General features: G+C 69.0%; 18 protein-coding genes. 13 read left to right on the forward strand and 5 right to left on the reverse strand.

Annotated features, from left to right (window positions below; genetic code table 11):
• Positions 1-100: 100 nt before the first annotated feature.
• Entirely contained in the window at positions 101-1,174 is a 1,074-nt protein-coding gene (locus ACIHAO_RS40050; protein WP_396567052.1) for a hypothetical protein, read from the reverse strand.
• 17 nt (positions 1,175-1,191) lie between these two features.
• Complete coding sequence (locus ACIHAO_RS40055; RefSeq protein WP_396567054.1) at positions 1,192-2,199, reverse strand: stage II sporulation protein M; 1,008 nt, start codon at positions 2,197-2,199, stop codon at positions 1,192-1,194.
• A gap of 61 nt (positions 2,200-2,260) precedes the next feature.
• On the opposite strand from ACIHAO_RS40055, the gene ACIHAO_RS40060 reads away from it, so the two are divergent.
• Positions 2,261-3,154 carry an RDD family protein gene (locus tag ACIHAO_RS40060; protein WP_396567056.1) on the forward strand — a complete coding sequence of 298 codons (894 nt, stop codon included), beginning with the start codon at positions 2,261-2,263 and terminating at the stop codon, positions 3,152-3,154.
• Between the two features lie 209 nt (positions 3,155-3,363).
• Here ACIHAO_RS40060 and ACIHAO_RS40065 read toward each other — a convergent pair whose 3' ends face one another.
• Entirely contained in the window at positions 3,364-4,839 is a 1,476-nt protein-coding gene (locus ACIHAO_RS40065) for a neutral zinc metallopeptidase (RefSeq protein ID WP_396567058.1), read from the reverse strand.
• 100 nt (positions 4,840-4,939) lie between these two features.
• On the opposite strand from ACIHAO_RS40065, the gene ACIHAO_RS40070 reads away from it, so the two are divergent.
• The 12 genes from ACIHAO_RS40070 to ACIHAO_RS40125 all read left to right on the forward strand — a co-directional run bounded on the left by ACIHAO_RS40070 (position 4,940) and on the right by ACIHAO_RS40125 (position 19,497).
• Positions 4,940-6,709, forward strand: coding sequence for a DUF2207 domain-containing protein (locus tag ACIHAO_RS40070; RefSeq protein WP_396567060.1), 1,770 nt, complete (start codon positions 4,940-4,942; stop codon positions 6,707-6,709).
• 77 nt (positions 6,710-6,786) lie between these two features.
• Positions 6,787-8,382 carry a DUF2207 family protein gene (locus ACIHAO_RS40075; RefSeq protein ID WP_396567062.1) on the forward strand — a complete coding sequence of 532 codons (1,596 nt, stop codon included), beginning with the start codon at positions 6,787-6,789 and terminating at the stop codon, positions 8,380-8,382.
• A 21-nt stretch (positions 8,383-8,403) separates the two neighbouring features.
• Positions 8,404-9,708 carry a M16 family metallopeptidase gene (locus ACIHAO_RS40080; RefSeq protein WP_396567064.1) on the forward strand — a complete coding sequence of 435 codons (1,305 nt, stop codon included), beginning with the start codon at positions 8,404-8,406 and terminating at the stop codon, positions 9,706-9,708.
• The gene (locus ACIHAO_RS40085) at positions 9,705-11,081 is read left to right on the forward strand and encodes a M16 family metallopeptidase (protein ID WP_396567066.1); all 1,377 of its coding nucleotides are present in this window, start codon (positions 9,705-9,707) and stop codon (positions 11,079-11,081) included. Before ACIHAO_RS40080 ends, ACIHAO_RS40085 begins: the two co-directional genes overlap by 4 nt.
• On the forward strand, positions 11,081-12,094 hold the full coding sequence (gene nudC, locus ACIHAO_RS40090) for an NAD(+) diphosphatase (RefSeq protein ID WP_396567068.1): 1,014 nt from the start codon (positions 11,081-11,083) through the stop codon (positions 12,092-12,094). The genes ACIHAO_RS40085 and nudC overlap by 1 nt, the downstream gene beginning before the upstream one ends.
• A 112-nt stretch (positions 12,095-12,206) precedes the next feature.
• Positions 12,207-12,455, forward strand: a complete 249-nt coding sequence (locus ACIHAO_RS40095; protein WP_396567070.1) for a hypothetical protein — start codon at positions 12,207-12,209, stop codon at positions 12,453-12,455.
• A 266-nt stretch (positions 12,456-12,721) separates the two neighbouring features.
• Complete coding sequence (locus ACIHAO_RS40100) at positions 12,722-13,972, forward strand: ROK family transcriptional regulator (protein WP_396567086.1); 1,251 nt, start codon at positions 12,722-12,724, stop codon at positions 13,970-13,972.
• Positions 13,973-13,982: 10 nt separating this feature from the next.
• Positions 13,983-15,365 carry an extracellular solute-binding protein gene (locus ACIHAO_RS40105; protein WP_396567072.1) on the forward strand — a complete coding sequence of 461 codons (1,383 nt, stop codon included), beginning with the start codon at positions 13,983-13,985 and terminating at the stop codon, positions 15,363-15,365.
• A 4-nt stretch (positions 15,366-15,369) separates the two neighbouring features.
• Positions 15,370-16,356, forward strand: coding sequence for a carbohydrate ABC transporter permease (locus tag ACIHAO_RS40110; protein WP_396567074.1), 987 nt, complete (start codon positions 15,370-15,372; stop codon positions 16,354-16,356).
• On the forward strand, positions 16,353-17,246 hold the full coding sequence (locus ACIHAO_RS40115; RefSeq protein WP_396567076.1) for a carbohydrate ABC transporter permease: 894 nt from the start codon (positions 16,353-16,355) through the stop codon (positions 17,244-17,246). Before ACIHAO_RS40110 ends, ACIHAO_RS40115 begins: the two co-directional genes overlap by 4 nt.
• The gene (locus ACIHAO_RS40120; RefSeq protein ID WP_125781059.1) at positions 17,243-18,508 is read left to right on the forward strand and encodes a 6-phospho-beta-glucosidase; all 1,266 of its coding nucleotides are present in this window, start codon (positions 17,243-17,245) and stop codon (positions 18,506-18,508) included. The genes ACIHAO_RS40115 and ACIHAO_RS40120 overlap by 4 nt, the downstream gene beginning before the upstream one ends.
• Entirely contained in the window at positions 18,493-19,497 is a 1,005-nt protein-coding gene (locus ACIHAO_RS40125; RefSeq protein WP_396567078.1) for an N-acetylglucosamine kinase, read from the forward strand. Before ACIHAO_RS40120 ends, ACIHAO_RS40125 begins: the two co-directional genes overlap by 16 nt.
• A gap of 70 nt (positions 19,498-19,567) precedes the next feature.
• On the opposite strand, the gene ACIHAO_RS40130 is transcribed toward ACIHAO_RS40125, so the two are convergent.
• Together ACIHAO_RS40130 and ACIHAO_RS40135 are read right to left on the reverse strand one after the other, a co-directional pair.
• Positions 19,568-20,092: an SRPBCC domain-containing protein gene (locus ACIHAO_RS40130; RefSeq protein ID WP_396567080.1), complete on the reverse strand. Its 525-nt coding sequence runs from the start codon at positions 20,090-20,092 to the stop codon at positions 19,568-19,570.
• On the reverse strand, positions 20,089-20,424 hold the full coding sequence (locus ACIHAO_RS40135; RefSeq protein ID WP_396567082.1) for an ArsR/SmtB family transcription factor: 336 nt from the start codon (positions 20,422-20,424) through the stop codon (positions 20,089-20,091). The genes ACIHAO_RS40130 and ACIHAO_RS40135 overlap by 4 nt, the downstream gene beginning before the upstream one ends.
• Positions 20,425-20,592 lie beyond the last annotated feature (168 nt).

Genomic DNA, 20,592 nt, shown 5'->3' on the forward strand with positions numbered 1-20,592 from the left:
TGCGCGGGAGTCGAGGGGTGACGCGAAGGTGTCGCGGGTCGCGGGGCTTTCGCAACCTGCCACCCTTGCCTCACCTCAAGAGAACCTCATTGCCGCTCACTTAGGCGACCAGAGCGAAAATCGAGTAATACTCGCCAAAGGGATCCCGCGTACCGCTCCGGTCGGGGCTGACCTCGGCGCCGACCCAGCCCTGGAACGCCCCCGCGTCGTCGATCACCTGCAGCAGCGGGCGGACGTGACTGTTGCCGAGGTAGCAACCGTTGTAGGACAGGCATTCGCACCAGAACTCGTAACTGTTGCGCCGTCCGCCGAAGGCATCGCTCAGGTAGTAGAACCGCCTGTCGCCGGTGTCGATGATCTTCTGCGCGCACGCCTCGTATCCGGCGCCCGGGAGGCAGCAGGAGGTCGGGGCGCAGCCGGAGTCGTACTGCACGAACCCCAGGCACGAGCCGTCATCGCATTTGTTCCACCCGGGACCGACACCGAGGGCACCACTGCTGCCCCTGGTCCAGTCGGTGATCGCGCGGCGGTTCACCCCTTGCCCTTCGAGCAGGTACGACCGCTGGGTCGCGCGGATCGAACTCATCGGGGCCTTGCTGGTCTGCGCGAGCGAGGCGTTGCTGCCGTAGGCGATGCCGCTGGTGATCGAGTAGTCGTCACTCACCAGCCGCATTCGGCCCAGGCCCGGCCGGGATTCCGAGACCGCCCACGTCTCCGCGAGATTCACGGTCGTCGTGGTGCCGTTGACGGTGCTCTTCGTCCAGGTGATGGCCACCTGCCCGGAGTTCTCGGCATAGGTGCCGGTGAAGTGGCCGTTCGGTTCACCGGTGAAGCCCGGCGCGGTCTTGATCGGGCAGTTGTTGCGGGGATTGGAGCCCGGCGCCCAGTCGCCGCAGTAATAGACGTCGCCGCTGTTGACCGGGGCGGGGAAATCCGCCTGGTTCCAGGTCCAGAAGTTGTGCGCGACGGTGTTGTCGGCCGGGTTGAACACGAGGTAGCCGAGGCGGATGTAGTTGCGGTCGGCGTCGGTGCGGAATCCGCCGACGCTCACCACCCAGTTCTGTTTGCCCGACGGCGCGGACCCGGTCCGCGCCTGGGACGCGCCCACGAGGAGCGTCGAGGCGAGCACGGACAGGACGACGATCGCCAGAACGCGTAACCGTTTTCTCCCCATGGGAGGAGCTAACCAGTTCAGCCGGCTTCAGGTCGAGAATCTCCAGCGTATCGCCAGTCGACGTCACCCACTTCGCCCGCTTTCGCGGCCCGGCGCCCGACCACGAACACGTAGAGTAGGAACGCCACCTCGGCGATCACTCCGATGCCGATGCGGGCCCAGGTCGGCAAGCCCGACGGCGTCACGAAACCCTCGATCACGCCGGAGATCAGCAGGACCACGGTCAGCCCCAGCGCCATCACCACGACCGACCGCCCCTGCTCGCCGAGCGCGGCCGTCCGGGACCGGCGTCCCGGATCGATGACCGTCCAGCCGAGCTTCAAACCCGTCCCGGCTGCGACGAACACCGCGGTCAGCTCCAGCAGGCCGTGCGGCAGGATCAGGCCGAAGAACACGTCGAGCCGTCCGGCCGAGGACATCAGCGCCGCGCCGATCGCGAGGTTCAGCGAGTTCGCCCAGAGCGCGTAGATCACCGGGAGCCCCAGCACCACGCCCAGGAACAGGCAGGTCGCGGCCACCCACGCGTTGTTCGTCCAGACGCGCGCGGCGAAGGACCCCGCGGGGTCGGACGAGTAATACGTCTCGTACTTCCCGCCCGGCGCGGTCAGGTCCTTGAACTCCTCGGGCGAGGCCAGCGACGCGAGCACCTGCGGGTCGCCCGCGATCCACACCGCCGCGATCGCCATCACCGCGATCGACGCGGCCGCCGACGCCAGCCACCAACGCCTGCTCAGGTACAGCGCCGCCGGGAACCGCTGCGTGAAGAACAGCCCGACCTCACGCCAGGCGGGACTGTGCGAACCGGTGACGGCCGAGCGGGCCTTCGCGACCAGACCGGACAGCTGCGCGACGAGCACCGGATCGGGCGCGACCGAGCGGATGATCGAAAGATGCGTCGCGACGCGCTGGTACAGCGTCACCAGCTCGTCGGCGTCCGGGCCGCTGAGTTTCCCGGCGCGGCCGACGAGGTCACGCAGCCGGTTCCATTCGGCCTGATGCGCGGCGACGAACACGTCCACGTCCAACTCGGAGCCCTCCCGGCGATCGTCCTTGGTCGCCCAGCCTATTCGTCACTACGCTTGCCAGGTGGAACAAGAGTCCGAACTCGTCACCGGCGAGGCCGTCGTCCTGGACGTGCGCGCGGCGAAACTGGCCAGCCGCGGGCTCGCCATGATGCTCGACGTCGCCCTCCAGCTGATCGCGCTGGTCGTCGCGATGCTGGTCTTGAGCCAGGTCGCCGCGTTCGGGGACGAGGCGCTGGCGCTGACCCTGTTCCTGGTGACCCTCGTGCTGATCATGGTCGGCTACCCGGTGATCTGCGAGACACTGACCCGCGGCCGCACCCTCGGGAAGATGGCGCTCGGCCTGCGGGTGGTCCGCACCGACGGCGGCCCGGTCCGGTTCCGGCACGCGCTGGTCCGCGGGCTCGCGGGATTCTTCGTCGACTTCTGGGCGCTGGGCATGCTCGGCGTCGTGGCCGTGGTCACGTCGCTGCTGTCGCCCAACGGCCGCCGCGTCGGCGACTACCTCGCCGGCACCCTGGTGATCCGGGAACGCATGCCCGCCTCCCGCACGCCGTACGTCGGGATGCCGCCGCAGCTGGCGTACTGGGCTTCGCAGCTGGATCTGACCCGGCTGCCGAACGACCTCGCGCTGGCCGTCCGGCAGTACTTGAGCCGTACGAGCGAGCTTCGCCCCGAAGCGGTCGAAGCCCTCGGGTACGGGCTCGCGCAGCAGGTCGCTTCGGTGATCGGGGCGCCGGTGCCGCCGGGGGTGCCGTCGTGGGCGTACCTGTCGGCGGTGCTGGCGGAGCGGCGGCAGCGGGACCAGGCGAAGCTGCAACCGGCGGTTCAGTACGGGCCGCCGGTGGTGCGGCCTTTCGCGCCTGTGGCACCTGTTGCGCCTGCGACGCAGCCGATCGCGCAGCCGCAGCCTCCCCCGGACCCGGTCCCGGAGAACCCCTTCACGCCGCCCAGCTGACCTACGCAGAAGTCCGTGAGGGCCTCCTTCCCTACCCTGAGAGTAGGGAAGGAGGCCCTCACGGACTTGCGCCGACGTGCCTTTACACGCTGCCGGCGGTGCCACAGTGCCGAAAGGTCGCGTTGCAGAAGTCCGTGAAGGACTCCTTGAGGGACCCAGAGTCCCTCAAGGAGTCCTTCACGGACCGAGCCGGGCGAAACCCGAGCGGGTCAGGAGACGTCGGCCGGCTTGGCCGCCCACGTGTTGCACTGGAACAGCCGGTTCTTCTGCGCGCCGTGCTGCCACCACGAGACGGCGTGCGCGTCGGAGCCGTGGTCGCGCGGGCCGCCGTTGTGGTCGCCGCGGTCCTGGGTCTGCCAGGCGTCGCGGTACATCGCCTGGTCGACCGAGCCGCCGCGGCCGACGGTCGAGCCCAGGAACGTCCCGGACAGGCACTGCGCCGAAAGTTCGTTGCGCCGCGACATCTCCAGGCCCGCCGCCGAGTCGGTGCCCGCTTCGTACCGTGCGTCCCAGTAGGCCTTCGAGATACCGGAGAGCGCCTGGATGTGGTGCGCGTACTCATGGGCGTAGAGGGCCAGATAGACCCCGGGCCGGTTGCCGTACTGCGGGACCTGAAGGCCTTCGTACGGCATGTAAAGCGTCTCGTTCTGCGAGCAGTAGAACGCCGCCACCGAACCGTTGCCGGCGTCGCCGCAGGGGCTCGACCAGTTCTTGCCGGACGGGTACTTCACGGTCGGGACCCGGAACGGCAGTTTCGTGTAGTTCATGACCTGCTGCCAGACGCTGTCCAGGCACGGCCGCGCGCTTTCGAAGAACGCCGCGGCAGCTTCCGGGTTGTTCGCCCAGCGCGAGAGGTTGCACGGCTGGTTCGGCAGGCCGACTTGGGAATCGAGCCACAGGGGGTTGTCCGCCAGCTTGTACTGCGGTTGCGGACCGGACGGGGCACGGCTGGCCGAGGTCTCCCGGGTCGAGCCCCCCGACGTTTCGCGCGAGGCGGTCGAATCGCGTGAACGGGTGCTCGTCTCGGTCGACGTGTCGCTGGACGTGGTCGTCGTGTAGTCCGAAGAGGACGTCGTCGAATAACTGGAGTATCCGACATCCGCGGTGTGACGCGAGTCGCCGTTCGCGATGGTGACGACCATCAGCAATCCGCCCATGACCGCCATCACGGCGACGATCGCGACCGCCGCGATCACCCCGCCGTTCGACTTCTTGGCGTGATATCCGCCGTACGGGGTGAACGCGGGCTGAGCGAAACGCGGGCCGTACGGAAGCTGCGGCGGGCCGACCGGGCCGGGCCGGAACGGGACCGGTGCGCCCATCCGTGGCGGCGGCAGCGGGGCCGCGCCCGGCGGGGGCAGCGGCATCCCGCCGCTCGGCGGACCCGGCCGGAACGGCGGCGGGACCGGCGTCGGCCGGGAGACCGGCGGTTGCCCTGGGCGGCCGGGCGGGACGGGGCCCGGACCACCGCGCGGCGGCAGTGGCCGTGCGCCGGGTGGCGGGAGCGGGCGGCCGCCTTGCGGTGGCAGCGGACGCGCGCCCGGCGGCGGAAGCGGACGGCCACCTTGTGGCGGCAGTGGCCGCGCTCCGGGTGGCGGGAGCGGGCGGCCACCGTGCGTCGGTGGCGTCGGTGGCGGAGTCGGCCGGCGCCGCGGATCAGGCGCGCCGGGCGGCTGCTGGTTCATCGAGTGGATCCCCCATGCGGTTCGGCAACGCCGTTCGCCCAGGTGGCGGATTCGGCGTTTCGGCGGTCAGCATAGATCGGCTGCCCTAAGGTGTGTGGCTGTGTTGACGAAATGGGGGACGGCGGTCTTGGCCGTCGCGGCGAGCTCGGCCTTGATGGCCCCGCCGTCGGATACGAAGGTTCCGGAGGCGCCCGAAGCGGGCCCTTCGCTGACGAACGCGCCGCAGTTGCCGAAGCCGCCGCCGATCGGCGCACGCGGCCAGCTCGGGCTGCTCCAGCCGCCGAGCGGCGCGGCCGCGGCCGTCTCGGTGAAGGTGGAACGCGACGGTTCGGTGTCGATCACCGAGCAGGTGACCGTCCCGGGTGGACAGCACCTGGTGCGCCGGATTCCGTTGAAGGTTCCCGCCGGTGAAGAGCAGGACCGCGTCTACGGCGTCCGTGACGTCTCGGTCGAGGGCGCGGGGAAGGCCGAGTCGAACGGTGAGCAGCTGGTCGCCACCTTCGACGGCGGCGCGGCCACCCTCAAGTACAAAGTGGACGGAGCGGTCGCGGACGTCAACGGCGCGCAGCAGGTGCGCTGGCAGGTGGCGAGCGGCTGGGACGGCGAACTGTCCCGCGTGTCCGCTTCGTTCAGCGCGCCGACGCAGGAAACGCCCACAGTGGACTGTTTCGCCGGGCCGCTCGGCTCGGACAGGCAGTGTTCGCTCGCGGAGATCGACCACAGCGGCGTCGTCCGCGTCGAGCAGGACAAACTCGCGGCGGGCGAACGGGTCGACCTCGCCGTCGGGCTTCCGGCGGGCACGGTGCCCGCGAACGCGCGGTTCGAACAGATCGCCTCGGTCGGCGGGGCGTTCGCCCTCACCACCGTCGCCGGTCTCGGTTTCGGGGCGCTGGCGTTGTTCCTGATCCTCGGCGCGCTCGCCGTGTGGTTGCTGCGACGTCGCGACAAAGGCGCGCTCACCGCGGGCACCGGTCCGGTCGACGTCCTCATGCGAGACGGTGATCGGGTCTCCTTCGCCTCGCCCGACGGTGTCCTGCCCGGCCAGGTCGGCACGGTCGTCGACGAGACGGTCGACGTCGTGGACGTCAGCGGAACGGTGGTCGACCTCGCGGTCCGCAACTACCTGTGGATCGCCGAGGTCCGCGGCGCGGGCACGGTCGACTGGCAGATCACCCGCCGCAACGCGCCCGACGAGCACCTCGTCGCCTTCGAACGCGAGATCTACACCGCGCTCCTCCCCGAGGGCGCCGATTCCGTGCTGCTGTCGGAACTCCGCGGCCGCGGCACCGTCGACCTCCGCGTCGCCGGCGAGGCGATGTACGCCGACGTCGTGCGCAAGGGCTGGTTCTCCCGCCGTCCGGACAAGGGCAGGAGCAAGCTCGCGTTGGCGGGTATCGGCCTGGTCGCGCTCGGTCTCGTGGGCACCGTCGTCCTGACCTTCACGGCCGGGCACGCGCTGCTCGGCGTGGCGGTCGTGCTCGCCGGGGTCGCCGCGTTGCTGGGCGCCTCGTGGGTCCCGCCGCGGACTTCCCGCGGCAGGCGGCTGGTCGGCCAGGTGCGTGGCCTGCTCGAGTACCTGCACACCGTCAACGTCGCCGATATCCCCGTGGCGGACCGGGAACTGGTGTTCTCCCGGTCGCTGCCGTACGCCATCGTGCTCGGCGGCACCGAGCACTGGCTCCGCACGTTCGAGGGGCTCGACCCGTCGGCGGACGGCTCGGCCGGGCTGTACTGGTTCGGCGGCCTCGAAGGCGATCGGGATCTGCGCCGGTTCGCCGCGCACCTTCCGTCTTTCCTGTCCGCTTTGGACGGTCTGCTCGCCGAATCCGGGCACCTGCGCTCGCTCCGCCCGGAACCGGTCCCCGCCTGATCATGAAGACTCGCGATTCGGCACCGGCTTGCGATCCTTGCGCGCGCAACTATCGCAAGCTGGTGCCGAATTGCGTGGTGTTGGCGCTCGTTCTGCTGGTGCTGGGCGCGGCACCGGCGGGAGCGCAGGGCGAACCGCAGCTGCCTTCGCTGCCCAACAGCGCGGAGATCTCGCTCAAGGTGGAACGCGACGGCGCCCTCTCGGTCGTCGAGGCGGTGTCCGTGCCGAGCGAGGCGACGATGACCCGCCGGATCCCGCTCCGCACGGCGGCCCCGCACGACCGTGACCGGATCATCGGCATCCGCGACGTCGTCATCGAGGGCGCGGGCAACTCCGAGCTGACCGAAGACGAGTTCACCGTCAAGCTCAGGGGTGGCACCTCGATCGTCCGGTACACAGTGGACGGTGCGGTCACCGAAGCGGACGGCCTGGTGCGCGTCGGCTGGCAGGTCGCTGGCGGCTGGGACGCCCGGCTCGAACTCGTGCGCGCGAGCTTCGCCGCGCCGTCCATCCCGAACGCGGTCACCTGCTACGCCGGGCCCGAAGGTTCGCGCGCGCACTGCGGGACCGCCCAGATCGCGCATTCCGGGCTGACCCGGTTCAGTCAGCAGAATCTCGCGGCCGGGCAGCGGATGGACGTCTCGGTCGAGTTGCCCGGCGGCACCGTCCCGGCCAACGCGCGGCTGGAGCCGTCGAAGACCTTCGCCGGAGCGTTCGTGCTCACCTCTCCGGTCGGCTGGGCTTGGGGCGGCTTCGCGCTCGCGCTGGTCGTGGCCGCCGTGGCGCTGGCCCTGCTGCGAAGGCGCGACCGGCACCCGGGCGACGCGCTCCCGGTCCGGCTGCTCACCGGGAAGGACGACCAGGCCGCGTTCTCGTCACCCGATGGCGTGTTGCCCGGACAGGTCGGGACCGTGCTCACGGGGCGCGCCGACGCCGTCGACCTGGCCGCGACGGTCGTCGACCTCGCGGTCCGGAACTACCTCTGGGTGACCGAGGAGCCCGGCGAGCTGACCGGCTGGCGGCTCGTCCGCCGCAATCCGCCGGACGAGCAGCTGACCGCCTGCGAACGCGCGGTGTTCGACGTCCTGCTGCCGGACGGGCGGGAGTCGGTGCTGCTGTCGGAGCTCCAGTCCGCACGGGTGGGGATCGAAACGGTGCGAGACGCGCTGGACGACAGCGTCGTCGAACGCCGCTGGTACTCGCGACTGCCCGGCAGGCTCACCGGCATCGGCCTGCGCGCCTGCTTCTACGGGCTGTTCCTCACCGTCCTGCTGGCCTTGACCGTCGGCTACGCCCAGCTCGGGCTGATCGTCATCGCCGCGGGCGCGGTGCTGGCCGTCGCCGCCCGGTGGCTCCCGGCGCGCACCGGGGCCGGCGTCACACTGCACCGGCGGCTGCTCGGCGTCCGTGACGCGCTTCTGGAGACCAAGGCGGCGGCCGTCCCGAAGCTCGAACGCGAGGTGCTCCTCTCGCGGGCGCTGCCGTACGCGCTCGCTCTCGGCGAACAAGAAAGCTGGGTCGCCGGATTCGCCGGGCTGAAGGGGCCGCCCAAGATCTACTGGTGTGGCAAGGAAGGCGACGACGAGGCGGACGTCGCGCGGGTGAGCGACTTCACCGCCGCACTCGTGGGAACCTTCGCCGCGACCCGCCAGGGTCGTCGCCTGGAGGCCTGAGTAGCCCGTAGGGTGGTGCGCATGGCCGATCCCGAGCTTGTCCGATTCACCCTCGACAACGGTCTGCGCGTGGTGCTCGCGCCCGACTCGACCGCTCCGGTGGTGGGTGTCAGCGTCCACTACGACGTGGGCTTCCGTTCCGAGCCCGAAGGGCGCACCGGTTTCGCGCACCTCTTCGAGCATTTGATGTTCCAGGGGAGCGAGAGCCTGGAGAAGCTCGCGCACTTCCGGCACGTCCAGTCGAGTGGTGGCAGCTTCAACGGCTCCACCCATCCGGACTACACGGACTACTTCGAGGTCCTCCCCGCCGCGGCTCTCGAGCGCGCCCTGTTCCTCGAAGCGGACAGGATGCGGGCGCCGAAGCTGACGCAGGAGAACCTGGCCAACCAGATCGACGTGGTCAAGGAGGAGATCCGCCTCAACGTGCTGAACCGGCCGTACGGCGGGTTCCCGTGGATCACCCTCCCGCCGGTGCTGTATTCCACGTTCCCCAACGCGCACAACGGTTACGGCGGTTTCGAGGATCTCGAACAGGCCACCCTGGACGATTGCGCGGCCTTCTTCGACACCTACTACTCGCCCGCGAACGCGGTGCTGACCGTCGCCGGTGACTTCACCGTCGAGCAGGCCCGCGAGCTGATCGAGAAGCATTTCGGCGACGTGCCGCACCGGCCCGCGCCCGAGCGTCCCTCGTTCGCCGAGCCCGCCCCCGAGGGCGAGCTGCGCGGCGAGCAGGTGGACCCGCACGCCCCGCTGCCCGCGGTCGGCGTCGGCTACCGCATGCCGGATCCGATCAACGACCTCGACGGCTACCTGGCGAACCTCGTGCTCGCCGGCGTGCTGACCGACGGCGACGGTTCCCGGCTCCAGCAGCGTCTGGTGCACCGCGAGCCGCTGGTCGTCGACATCGGCGCGGGCGCCGGGCTGTTCGGCCCGTTCGAAGCCCGTGACCCGGACACCTTCACCATCACCGCGATCCACCCGCCGGACGTGAGCACCGACCAGGTCCTCACCGCGCTGGACGAGGAACTGGAGAAGCTGGCGGCCACGCCGCCGGGTGACCAGGAGATCAAGAAGGTCACCGCGCGGTGGGCCGCGAGCCTGCACTCCGAGCACGACAAGCTGGTGTCCCGGACGCTCGCGCTCGGCTCTTTCGAGCTGCTGTACGGCGACGCGTCGCTGGTGTACCGGCTCGCCGAGAAGATCTCGGCGGTCACCGGGGAGGCCGTTTCGGCGGCGGCGAAGGCGCTGCGGCCGGATTCGCGCGCCGTGCTCGTCGTCCGCCCGGGTAGTGGATCTTCAGACCAGGAAGGTACCGAGCAGTGAGCGCACCGCACCGCACCGCCGAGGAGATCGGCCGCACGGCCGCCGGGCCGCGGCCGGTCCCGCCGCTGGGGACGCAGCGCGCCGCCGCCGATCTGTCCCATGTGGACACCACGCTGAGCAACGGGTTGCGGGTGCTCGCCGTCCGCAAGCCCACCGTGCCGCTGGTCGAACTGCGGGTGTGGATCCCGTTCGCCGGTGACGGCAAACTGCACCCGGCCACCGCCGAGGTGCTGGCCGAGACCCTGCTGACCGGCACCGCCCGCCGCGACCGCATCGAGATCGACGCCGACCTGGCGCTGATCGGCGGCGACCTCGCGTCCGGTGTCGACCCGGAGCGGCTCGCCATCACCGGCACCTCGCTGGCCGACGGCCTGCCGACGATGCTCGACGTCCTCGCCGACGCGCTCACCGGCGCTTCGTACGCGGACGCCGAGGTCGAGCGGGAACGCGAGCGCCTCATCGAGCGGATCGCCGTCTCCCGCACGCAGCCGAGGACGATCGCCCGCGAGGCACTGCAGAAGCACCGCTACGGCGACCACCCCGCGGTGCGGGAGGTCCCGCAGGCCGAAGACGTGGCCGTCGTGACGCCGGAACAGGTTCGCGCGCTGCACCGGGCTTCGGTGCTGCCGCGGGGATCCGTGCTGGTGATCGTCGGCGACATCGACCCGGAGACCGTCATCGGCGACCTGGAGAAGGCGTTCGGCGGCTGGGCTTCGGACCGCTCCGCCGTCCGCCTGCCGCCGCTGCCCGAGCTCACCGGGGGCAACGTCCTGCTTGTGCCGCGGGCCGGTGCCGTGCAGTCGCAGATCCGGCTGTCCGCGCAGACCGTGTCGCGCACGGACCCGCGGTACCCGGCACTGCAGCTGGCGAACCTCGTGTACGGCGGGTACTTCTCGTCGCGGCTGGTCGAGAACATCCGTGAGGACAAGGGTTACACCTACAGCGCGCACTCCGGATTCGAGTTCACCGACCAGACCGCCGTGGTGAACGTCGACGCGGACACCGCGACCGACGCCACCGCGGCCGCGCTCATGGAGACCCGGTACGAGCTGGCCAGGCTCGGTCTCGTGCCGCCGACCGCCGACGAGGTCGAGTCGGTGCGGCAGTACGCGATCGGCTCGCTGGTCACGTCCGCGTCTTCGCAGGGCGGGCTCGCCGCACAGCTGGCCGCGCTCGCCGCGACCGGGCTGGGCGTCGAGTGGCTCAGGGAGCACCCGGCACGGCTCGCCGCGGTCACCGCCGAAGACGTCGCGAACGCCGCGCTGGAGTTCTTCGCGCCCAAGCGGTTCACCGGGGTCGTCGTCGGTGACGCCGACGTCCTCGCGCCGAAACTGGAGGCGTTGGGCGACGTGACGGTCGGGGAGTCCTCCTGATGGAGACACCGTTCGAGTTGGGTGCGCTCCCGACGCTTTCGCGCTCCACGGCGGACCGTCAGGAATCCTTGCGCACCAACCCGGACCGGCTCGCCGAGCGCTGGCCGAACGCGAGGGTCGTCCTGCTCGACGAGCACGCGCGCACCCCGGTGATGGAGGGTTCCGGCACGCTCGCGACCCGCAAGACGCAGGACGTCGGCACCGAGCCGCCCGCCGACGCGGTGTTCCTCGGGGAGTGGCAGGGCATCGACTACTGGTCGCTGCCCGGCCGCCCCGCCGGGGAGACCGAGACCGTCGAAATGGCGGGCAGCTGGGGTGTCGTCGAAGAGGTCCCTCGCCGCGATGGCGAGATCTGGGTCGACCTGCGCGGTTACGGCGACCTGCTCGACGACACGTCGGCCGGGCTGTTCACCACCGCGCAGGCGTTGCAGGCCTGGCGACGGCAGGCGAAGTTCTGCACGCGTTGCGGGAGCCCGACCGAGGTCGTCCAGCTGGGCTGGGCGAGCAGGTGCACCGGCTGCGGCCGTGAGGAGTACCCGCGCACCGACCCGGCGGTGATCTGCCTCGTGCACGACGACGCCGGTGTCAACGGCGAGCACGTCCTCCTGGCCCGGCAGCCGATCTGGCCGCCGGACCGGTACTCGATCCTCGCCGGTTTCGTCGAGGCGGGCGAGTCGCTCGAAGGCTGTGTCGAACGGGAGATCCGCGAAGAGGTCGGCGTCGACGTGCGCGACATCCGCTATCTCGGCAGCCAGCCGTGGCCGTTCCCGCGGTCGATCATGCTCGGCTTCACCGCGCGGGCCGACATCTCCTCGACGATCGTGCCCGCGGAGGGCGAGATCGAAGAGGCGTTCTGGGTTTCGCGCGCGGAAGTGCGGGCCGCTTTCGCGAACAGCCAGCTGCGGAACGCCGGCGCCGTGCCGACCCCGATCGCCGGTGGTACGCGGCAGCTGGTGCTGCCCGGGAACTCGTCGATCGCACGCGTGATGCTGGCGGCCTGGGCAGGCATCTGACGTCCAGGAGCGGACTTCGATCATGTTCGGGATTCGCCCACGAAGCGGTGAAATGTCCGATACTCTCCGGCCGTTCGGTTTCTGGATCATCGAGTTGAGACACTGGGGAAACATGAAGAACACCTTGCGGCGGCTTGCCGTCGCCGGAGCCGCTGTCGCGGCCTTCGCCTCGATCAGCGCCGCGACCGCGGGAGCGGCGCAGGCCTCGGACTACGAGTACTTCAAGACGTACCCGAACCAAGAGGAATGCGGGATCAGCGGCCACCACGGCCGCATCGCCGGGGACTGGGACGGGTGGATGTGCTACCCCTCCAACGCGATCCCCTGGGCGTACGACCTGTACGTGCAGCCCAACTTCTGATTCACCGCCGCGTTGCCGAAGGGCCGCTCGGGAGGCATCGAACCTCCTGAGCGGCCCTTTGTCGTCACTCGCCAGGCAAGTCCCGCCGCGTGAACACCCTCCGCACCGGTACGTATACCCGCTGTGCGGAACACGCCAAGCGTTACCTCCCCGTTTCCCCGCGCCGTTGACGGCTGTGGTTCGGCTCACTACAGTCCCCGGAAACCGTCTGTAAAGTTTCCTAACGAAGTCGGGAGCGAGCCCCAGTGCGAGCCGGCAGTCCGCGAATGCTGCGCGAGATCAACGATCGCGCGGCCATCGAGGTCCTCCTGAGGGACGGCCCGTTGACGCGCTCGGAGCTCGAAGTCGCGATCGGCCTGTCGAAGCCCGCGACGGCGCAGCTGCTCACCCGCCTCGAGCAGGACGACGTCGTCACCAAGGCGGGCGTGCGCGGCGGGGGCCGCGGGCCGAGGGCGCAGCTCTGGCAGGTCAACGGTGGTGTCGCCTACGTCGCGGCCGTGGACCTGACGCCGCAGCAGGCCGATTTCGTGGTCGCCGACGTCACGGGCGCGGTGCTCGCCGAGTACCAGGTCCCGCTGCCGGTCCACGAGGGCGCGGACGTCGTCGGCACCTTCGGCGCGGCGCTCACCAGCGTCGCGAACAGTGCCGGTCTCGCCGCCACCGATCTCCGCCATGTCGTCATCGGCGCGCAGGGCGCGTTCGATCCGCGCACCGGCCTGCTCTCCTCCGCGCCGCACATCCCCGGCTGGCTCGGTTTCGACGTGCCGAGCAGGCTCAGCCGCGAACTGGGCGTCGAGGTCACCATCGAGAACGACGTCAACCTCGTCGCGATCGTGGAGATGACCGTCGGCCAGGCCGTCGGGCTCGACGACTTCGTGATGATCTGGCTCAGCGACGGCGTCGGTGGCGCGGTGGTGGTCGGCCGCAGGCTGTTGCGCGGCGCGACCGGCGGTGGCGGCGAGATCGACTGGATGCGGGTGCCCGATCCGGTTTCCGTCGCCACGCCGAACGAAAAGCCCCGCGCCGGAGATCGCTTCGGTGACCTCGTCGCGTCCCCGGCCGTCGTCGAGCTGGCAGCCGCGCACGGTATCGAGGCCGAGGACGGCGCGGACGCGGTCACCAAGGCCCGCGAGAACCACAACGAACCCTTCCTCGACGACCTGGCCCGTCGAGTCGCGGGTGGCGCGGCCGGTCTCATCGCGGTCGTCGACCCCGAACTCGTGCTCCTTTCCGGCGACACGAGCCGTGCCGGTGGCGACGAATTCGCCGCACTGGTCGCGAAAAGGTTGCACGAACTGGTCCTGCCCCGCACCCCGGTCGGGGTCGCTTCGGTGCAGGGCAACGCGGTCCGCGCGGGCGCGCTCCAATCTGCGCTCGCCACCGTCCGCAGGGACGTCTTCGGCGTCAACACCCCTTCGCTCCTCGGGCCGAGACGGTCCGGGGCGGGAGAGCCAAACCCGATCGTGGCGATCCCGGATTCACGAACAGAACCACCGTCTCCCGCCCCAACCAACTAGGAGGAGGGTCATGAGTTCCACGACCCAGGTTCGGAGAAGTGGCCGCCGTTGGCGCGGCTCGATAGTGCTCGGCGCGGTCACCGTCGCCGCACTGGTGTCCGCTTGTTCGGGCGCCGCAAGCCCCCCGGCCGGGGGAGCGGGTGACGCGGCGGCCGCACCCGCCGCGGACGCGAAGCTCACGCTGACCGTCTACAGCAAGTTCACCGACCGCGAGTACAACGTGGTGACCGCCGGGCTCAACAAGCTCAAGGCGAAGTTCCCGAACATCGAGATCAAGCACGAAGGCCAGCAGGACGACGACAAGATCACCCAGTCCATCCGCGGCGGCAACCCGCCGGACGTGGCGATCTCGTTCTTCACCGACAACCTCGGCGCGTGGTGTTCCACGGGCAGCTTCCAGGATCTGAAGCCCTACATCGACCGCGACAAGATCGACCTCGGTCAGATCCCCGACGCGGTCCGCAGCTACACCGAATACCAGGGCAAGCGCTGCGCCATGCCGCTGCTCGCCGACGTCTACGGCTTCTACTACAACAAGGACATGTTCGCGGCGAAGGGCATCACTTCCCCGCCGAAGACGACTTCGGAACTGTTCGAGGCCACCAAGAAGCTGACCGAGTTCAACCCGGACGGCTCGATCAAGGTCGCCGGGTTCATGCCGTCGATGCCGTTCTACGCCAACTTCGCGCAGTACTGGGCCCCGAACTTCGGCGCCACCTACCTCGGCCCGGACGGCCAGTCGCATCTCGCCGACAGCCCCGAGTGGAAGGCGATGTTCGACTTCCAGAAGCAGCTCGTCGACTTCTACGGCGGCCACGCCAAGGTCGAGCAGTTCAAGGCCGGTCTCGGCGAGGAGTACTCGGCGGACCACGGTTTCCAGCGCGGCAAGCTCGCGATGATGATCGACGGCGAATACCGCACCGCGTTCATCAAGGACCAGACACCGGACCTGAAGTTCGGCACCGCGGCCCCGCCGGTGCTCGACAGCAAGCCGGACCGCTACGGCGGCGCGTTCACCACTGGCACGATCATCGCGATCCCCAAGGGCGCCAAGAACCCCGGTGCGGCTTGGGAACTGATCAAGCAGGTCACCCTCGACACGTCGACGCTGGTCGAGCTGTCGAACGGCCTCAAGAACGTCCCGAGCACCAAGGCCGCGCTGACCGACCCGAAGCTCGAGGTCACGCCGGAGTTCAAGACGTTCCTCGACCTGTACAACGGCGGGAAGCTGCTGCCGAACCCGTCCACCCCGATCGGCGACGCGCACCTCAAGGCCGTCAACGACTTCGCCGAGAAGTGGCAGGCGGGCAACATCCCCGACATGACCGCGGGTCTCAAACAGGTCGACGCTCAGATCAACGACGAGCTGGCCCAGAAACGCGCCGGCGGCTGATCGCATGACCTCGACCCTGGACTCCAGGGCGGTCGGTTCCCCTTCCGCGTCCAGCCGGACGCGGAAGGGGAACGCAGCGCGCCGCCGTCGCACAGTCTTCTATTTCATCGCACCGGCGATGCTCGGGTTCCTGATCTTCTTCGGCTACCCGCTGATCGCCACGGTGTACTACTCGTTCACCCGCTACGACCTGATCAACGCGCCGGAATTCGTCGGCTTCGACAACTACATCCGGATGTTCTCCAGCGAGCCGCTGGTCGGCACCGCCGCGTACAACACGCTGTGGCTGGTGATCGTCCTGACGTTCTGCCGCGTGGTGTTCGCCCTCGGCACGGCGTCGATCATCTCCCGGCTCAAGTCGGGCGTCGGCCTGGTGCGGACGCTCTGCTACCTGCCTTCGCTGGCCCCGCCCGCCGCGGCGACCCTGGCCTTCGTGTTCCTGTTCAACCCGGAATACGGCCCGGTCAACGCTTTCCTGCGGGCGGTCGGCATCGACGGCGGCCTGTGGTTCAACGACCCGGCGATGTCGAAGCCCGCGCTGACCCTGCTGGTGATGTGGGGTTCGGGCGAGCTGATGATCATCATCCTGGCCGCGCTGCTCGACGTGCCGCAGGAACAGTACGAGGCCGCGGAACTCGACGGCGCCGGTCCGGTCCGCCGGTTCTGGCACGTCACACTGCCGTCGATCTCGCCGGTGCTGTTGTTCGGCGTCGTCAACTCGATGATCTTCGCGTTGCAGTTCTTCACACAGGCGATCGTCGCGGGTTCGGCGGCGGCGGGCGCGGCGGACGTCGCGGGCAACACTAGATTCATCGGCGCACCACAGAACTCGACGCTGACCTACCCGGTCTGGCTGTACGTCCAGGGTTTCCGGTATTTCAACATGGGTTACGCGGCGGCGATGGCGGTCCTGCTGTTCATCGTCTCGGCCGGGTTCACCTGGATTCTCGTGCGGCAGCTTCGCAAGTCCCAGCATCAGGAGGAGGGATGACCACACTGGCCGAGCCCCGGCACGCCGCCCCGGCGTCCGAACCGCCGAAGGTACGGATGCGGCGTCAATGGGACAAGAAGCTGTACTGGATCGCGACGCACAGCCTGGGGATCGCGATGGGCGTGATCTTCATGCTGCCCATCCTGTTCGTGTTCCTCACCGCGGTGATGTCCAGCGAACAGGCGCTTTCGTCGAACTTCTGGCCGAAGGAATGGCATTTCGAGAACTTCATCGAGGTGTTCGAAAAGGCGCCGCTGTTGCAGTACTTCGGCAACAGCATGCTCTATTCGACGCTGGCCACCCTCGGGGCGCTCGTTTCGGCGATCCCGGCGGCGTACGCGCTTTCGAAGTTCAAGTTCCGCGGGCAGAACCTGTTCTTCATGCTGACCGTGGCCGCGATGATGCTGCCCCCGCAGGTCACCGTCGTGCCGTTGTACGACCTGTGGGTGCGGCTCGGGTTCACCGGGACGCTGGTTCCGTTGATCGTGCCGTACTTCTTCTTCGACGCGTTCTCGATCTTCCTGCTGCGGCAGTTCTTCCTCACCATTCCGAAGGACTATCTGGAAGCGGCGAAGATCGACGGCTGCAACGAGTTCCAGACGATGATCAAGGTGCTGATACCGATGGCGAAGCCGGGGATCGCGGCCACCGCGATGTTCTGCTTCCTGTTCACCTGGAACGACTACTTCGGTCCGCTGCTCTACACCGGTGAGACCCGCGACAGCTGGCCGCTTTCGCTGGCGATCGCGTCGTTCCGCGGGATGCACCACGTGGAATGGAATCTCACCATGGCGGCCACCGCGCTGATCATGCTGCCGGTGATCGTGCTGTTCGTATTCGCGCAGAAGTCCTTCGTCAAGGGCGTCACATTCACAGGGGTCAAGGGATGAAACTGGCAGTCGTCGGTGGGGGATCCACTTACACACCCGAGCTGATCGACGGGATCGCCGGGCGACGGTCCACTTTGGACGTCGACGAGATCGTGCTGATCGATCCGGACGCGTACCGGGTGGAGGCGGTCGCTGACTTCAGCAACCGGTTGCTGGACCACGCCGGGCATCCGGCGCGGGTCCGCACCACCGCGAGCCTCGAAGAGGGTGTCGACGGTGCGTCGGCGGTGCTGATCCAGCTGCGGGTCGGCGGGCAGCGCGCGCGGCGCGGGGACGAGACGTTCCCGCACGCCTGCGGCTGTGTCGGGCAGGAGACCACGGGCGCGGGCGGCCTCGCGAAGGCGCTGCGCACCGTGCCGGTCGTGCTCGACATCGCCGACCGGGTGAGGAAAGTCGCCGGTGACGACACCTGGATCGTGAACTTCACGAACCCGGTCGGCATCGTCACCCGCGCGCTGCTGAACGAGGGCCACCGTGCCGTCGGGCTGTGCAACGTCGCGATCCACCTCCAGCGCACGTTCGCGCATCTGCTCGGTGCCGGCGTCGACGAGGTCAAACTCGTCCACACCGGACTGAACCACTTGAGCTGGGAACGGAAGGTGCTCGTCAACGGCGAGGACCGGCTGCCGGAACTGCTGGCGGAGCACGCGGAATTCCTCGGCGAGCACGTCACCGCGCCGGTGGAGTGGATGCGGCGGATGAACGTCGTTCCGTCGTACTACCTGAAGTACTACTACGGGCACGACGAGCAGGTCATGAAGCAGCGCACCGAGCGGCCGCGCGCGGACGTCGTCAGCGACGTCGAAGAGGAACTGCTCAAGGTGTACCTCGACCCGGAGGTGGTGACCAAACCGGAGCAGCTGGAAAAGCGGGGCGGCGCCTACTATTCCGAGGCCGCGGTGCAGCTCGTGCACGCGCTCACCTCGGGCGGGCCCGCGGAGGAGCACGTCGTCAACGTCCGCAACGAAGGCACTTTCGACTTCCTGCCGGACGACGCCGTCATCGAGGTTCCGTCCCTTGTGGACGGAAACGGTCCTCGTCCGATCGCGCAGCCGCGGGTGGAACAGCGGTTCGCCGGGCTCATCGCCGGGGTCACCGCGTACGAGCACCTCGCGCTCGACGCGGCGATCAAGGGCGGCCGGGACCGGGTGGCCGACGCGTTGCTCGCGCATCCGCTCGTCGGCCAGTACGCCAAGGCCGATCAGCTCGCCGACACACTGGTGCAGGTCAACCGTGAGTTCCTGCCGTGGGCGGGGGCATGACGGCCGGCTCACGAGACGTCGTCGTCGCGATCGACGGCGGCAACAGCAAGACCGATGTCCTGATCGTCTCCCGGGACGGACGGGTGCTCGGGCAGTCGCGAGGGCCGGGCGCGTCCCCGCAGAACATCGGGGTCGACGGCAGCGTCCGCGCGCTGGAGAAGCTGGTACTGGAAGCCCTTCGCGGCGCGGGGCTGCCCGACGAACGTCCTTTCGCGACACATACGTCGGCCTACCTCGCGGGTCTGGATTTCCCGCGCGAGGAGAAGATCCTGCACGCCGCGCTGGCCGAACGCGGCTGGAGCGACACGCTGATCGTCGGCAACGACACGCTCGCTCTGCTGCGCGCGGGCAGTTCCGACGGGACGGGGGTGGCGGTGGTGTGCGGCGCCGGGATCAACGGCGCCGGCGTCAGCGCCGACGGCCGTGAGCACCGGTTTCCCGCGCTGGGCAAGATCTCCGGCGACTGGGGCGGCGGCTACCGGCTGGGCGAGGAAGCACTGTGGTGGGCCGTCCGCGCCGAGGACGGCCGTGGTCCGGGTACGGCTTTGCAGGCCGCCGTCACCGCGCACTTCGAGACGTCTTCGGTGCTGGAAGTGGTGCAGCGACTGCACTTCGAGGAACTGCACTCCGACGCGATCCACGGCCTGTGCCCGCTGCTGTTCGCCGTCGCCGCGGACGGCGACGAGGTGGCGCAGGACGTGGTCGACCGGTTCGTCGAAGAGGTCGCCCTGCTGGTCGGGGTCATCCTGCGGCGGCTGGAACTGACCGCGGAAGCGCCCGAAGTCATCCTCGGCGGGGGAGTGCTGACCGGGGTCGGCACGCAGGTGATCGCGGAGATCGAGCGGCGGTGCCTGAAAGTGGCGCCGCAGGCCTCGATCCAGGTCGTCGACGTGGCTCCCGTGGTCGGCGCGGCGTTGTTCGCACTGGACACCATCGGTGCTTCCGACACCGCCAAGGTCGCTCTGAAGGCCGCGACCAAACGGGTCTGAATGTCCGTGAAGGCCTCCTTGAGGGACCCAGGGTCCCTCAAGGAGGCCTTCACGGACTTCTCCGGTCGGGTCAGGAAGCGGCGGGGACGAGCGGCTCGTCCGTCTCCAGCAGCGACTTGAGGTCCGACAGGATCCACGCCCAGCCGCCACCGGCGTTCTCGCCCGGTCCGGCGTTGATGTCCTCCTGCGAACCATCGACCAGCGCGGCCGTCCACGGCGCGTTGGTGACGTCGTGGGTGACGGTCAGCCGGGTGCCCGCGGTCTTCGTCTCTTCGATCTCGTAGGTGAGCTTGGTGTAGGGCTCGTTGTCGAAGGCCGCGTCCATCCGCAGCTTCCAGGTGATGACCAGTTTGCGTGGCGGGTCGACTTCCAGGACCTCGCCGTCGACCAGGTCGTTCGTGAATCCCGCCTCGACGTATTCCGGTGTGGGGTGGGTGGCGTGCTTGCCACCCGGCCGCAGGTCGAAGTCGACGAGGCCGGTGTAGCCGTACTTCCGCGACCATTCGGGCTTCGTGATCGCGTCCCAGATCTTCTCCGGGGTGGCCTTGATGTAGACGCGGTAGACCTGGGTGGTGGCGGTGATGGTGTCGGTCATGTCGGCTCCTGGGTTTCGGGGTTTTCGAGTTCGGCTTTGAGGTCGAGCAACGCGGTCACGTTGCGCTCGGTGAACTTGTCGATCCACCGGTCGTGGATCTGCCGGATCGGTACCGGGTTGAGGAAATGCTTCTTCTCCCGGCCCTCCTTGCGCGTGACGACAAGTCCGGCTTCTTCCAGCAGTTTCAAATGCTTCATCACACCGAACCGGCTCATGTCCACTTCGGACTCGAGATCGGTCAGCGTGCGGCCGTCACGCGCGAACAACCGGTCGAGCAGGAACCGGCGGGTCGGATCCGCCAGAGCCTTGAAAACCAGATCGTCGTCGGGCACGTCGAAAGAATAGGTGACCAAATGGTCACGTGTCAACCGGAACTTTCCTGAAGCGCGTGAAGGCCCCCTTCCCCTTGGGTTCTAGTGGTGGTTGCAACACCTGATTTGTTCAGGGGTTGTGTTGTTCGAGATTCGTGGGGATCGGTCGCCTCAGGGCCCGAGGAAGCT

This window comes from Amycolatopsis sp. NPDC052450 (assembly GCF_044547565.1).
Taxonomy (GTDB): domain Bacteria; phylum Actinomycetota; class Actinomycetes; order Mycobacteriales; family Pseudonocardiaceae; genus Amycolatopsis.

Bases quoted from the DNA above. Each gene is read 5' to 3' on its own strand.
- ACIHAO_RS40050 (WP_396567052.1), bottom strand. From the start codon at position 1,174: ATGGGGAGAAAACGGTTACGCGTTCTGGCGATCGTCGTCCTGTCCGTG.
- ACIHAO_RS40065 (WP_396567058.1), bottom strand. From the start codon at position 4,839: ATGAACCAGCAGCCGCCCGGCGCGCCTGATCCGCGGCGCCGGCCGACT.
- ACIHAO_RS40080 (WP_396567064.1), top strand. From the start codon at position 8,404: ATGGCCGATCCCGAGCTTGTCCGATTCACCCTCGACAACGGTCTGCGC.
- nudC (WP_396567068.1), top strand. From the start codon at position 11,081: ATGGAGACACCGTTCGAGTTGGGTGCGCTCCCGACGCTTTCGCGCTCC.
- ACIHAO_RS40095 (WP_396567070.1), top strand. From the start codon at position 12,207: ATGAAGAACACCTTGCGGCGGCTTGCCGTCGCCGGAGCCGCTGTCGCG.
- ACIHAO_RS40100 (WP_396567086.1), top strand. From the start codon at position 12,722: ATGCTGCGCGAGATCAACGATCGCGCGGCCATCGAGGTCCTCCTGAGG.
- ACIHAO_RS40105 (WP_396567072.1), top strand. From the start codon at position 13,983: ATGAGTTCCACGACCCAGGTTCGGAGAAGTGGCCGCCGTTGGCGCGGC.
- ACIHAO_RS40110 (WP_396567074.1), top strand. From the start codon at position 15,370: ATGACCTCGACCCTGGACTCCAGGGCGGTCGGTTCCCCTTCCGCGTCC.
- ACIHAO_RS40115 (WP_396567076.1), top strand. From the start codon at position 16,353: ATGACCACACTGGCCGAGCCCCGGCACGCCGCCCCGGCGTCCGAACCG.
- ACIHAO_RS40120 (WP_125781059.1), top strand. From the start codon at position 17,243: ATGAAACTGGCAGTCGTCGGTGGGGGATCCACTTACACACCCGAGCTG.
- ACIHAO_RS40130 (WP_396567080.1), bottom strand. From the start codon at position 20,092: ATGACCGACACCATCACCGCCACCACCCAGGTCTACCGCGTCTACATC.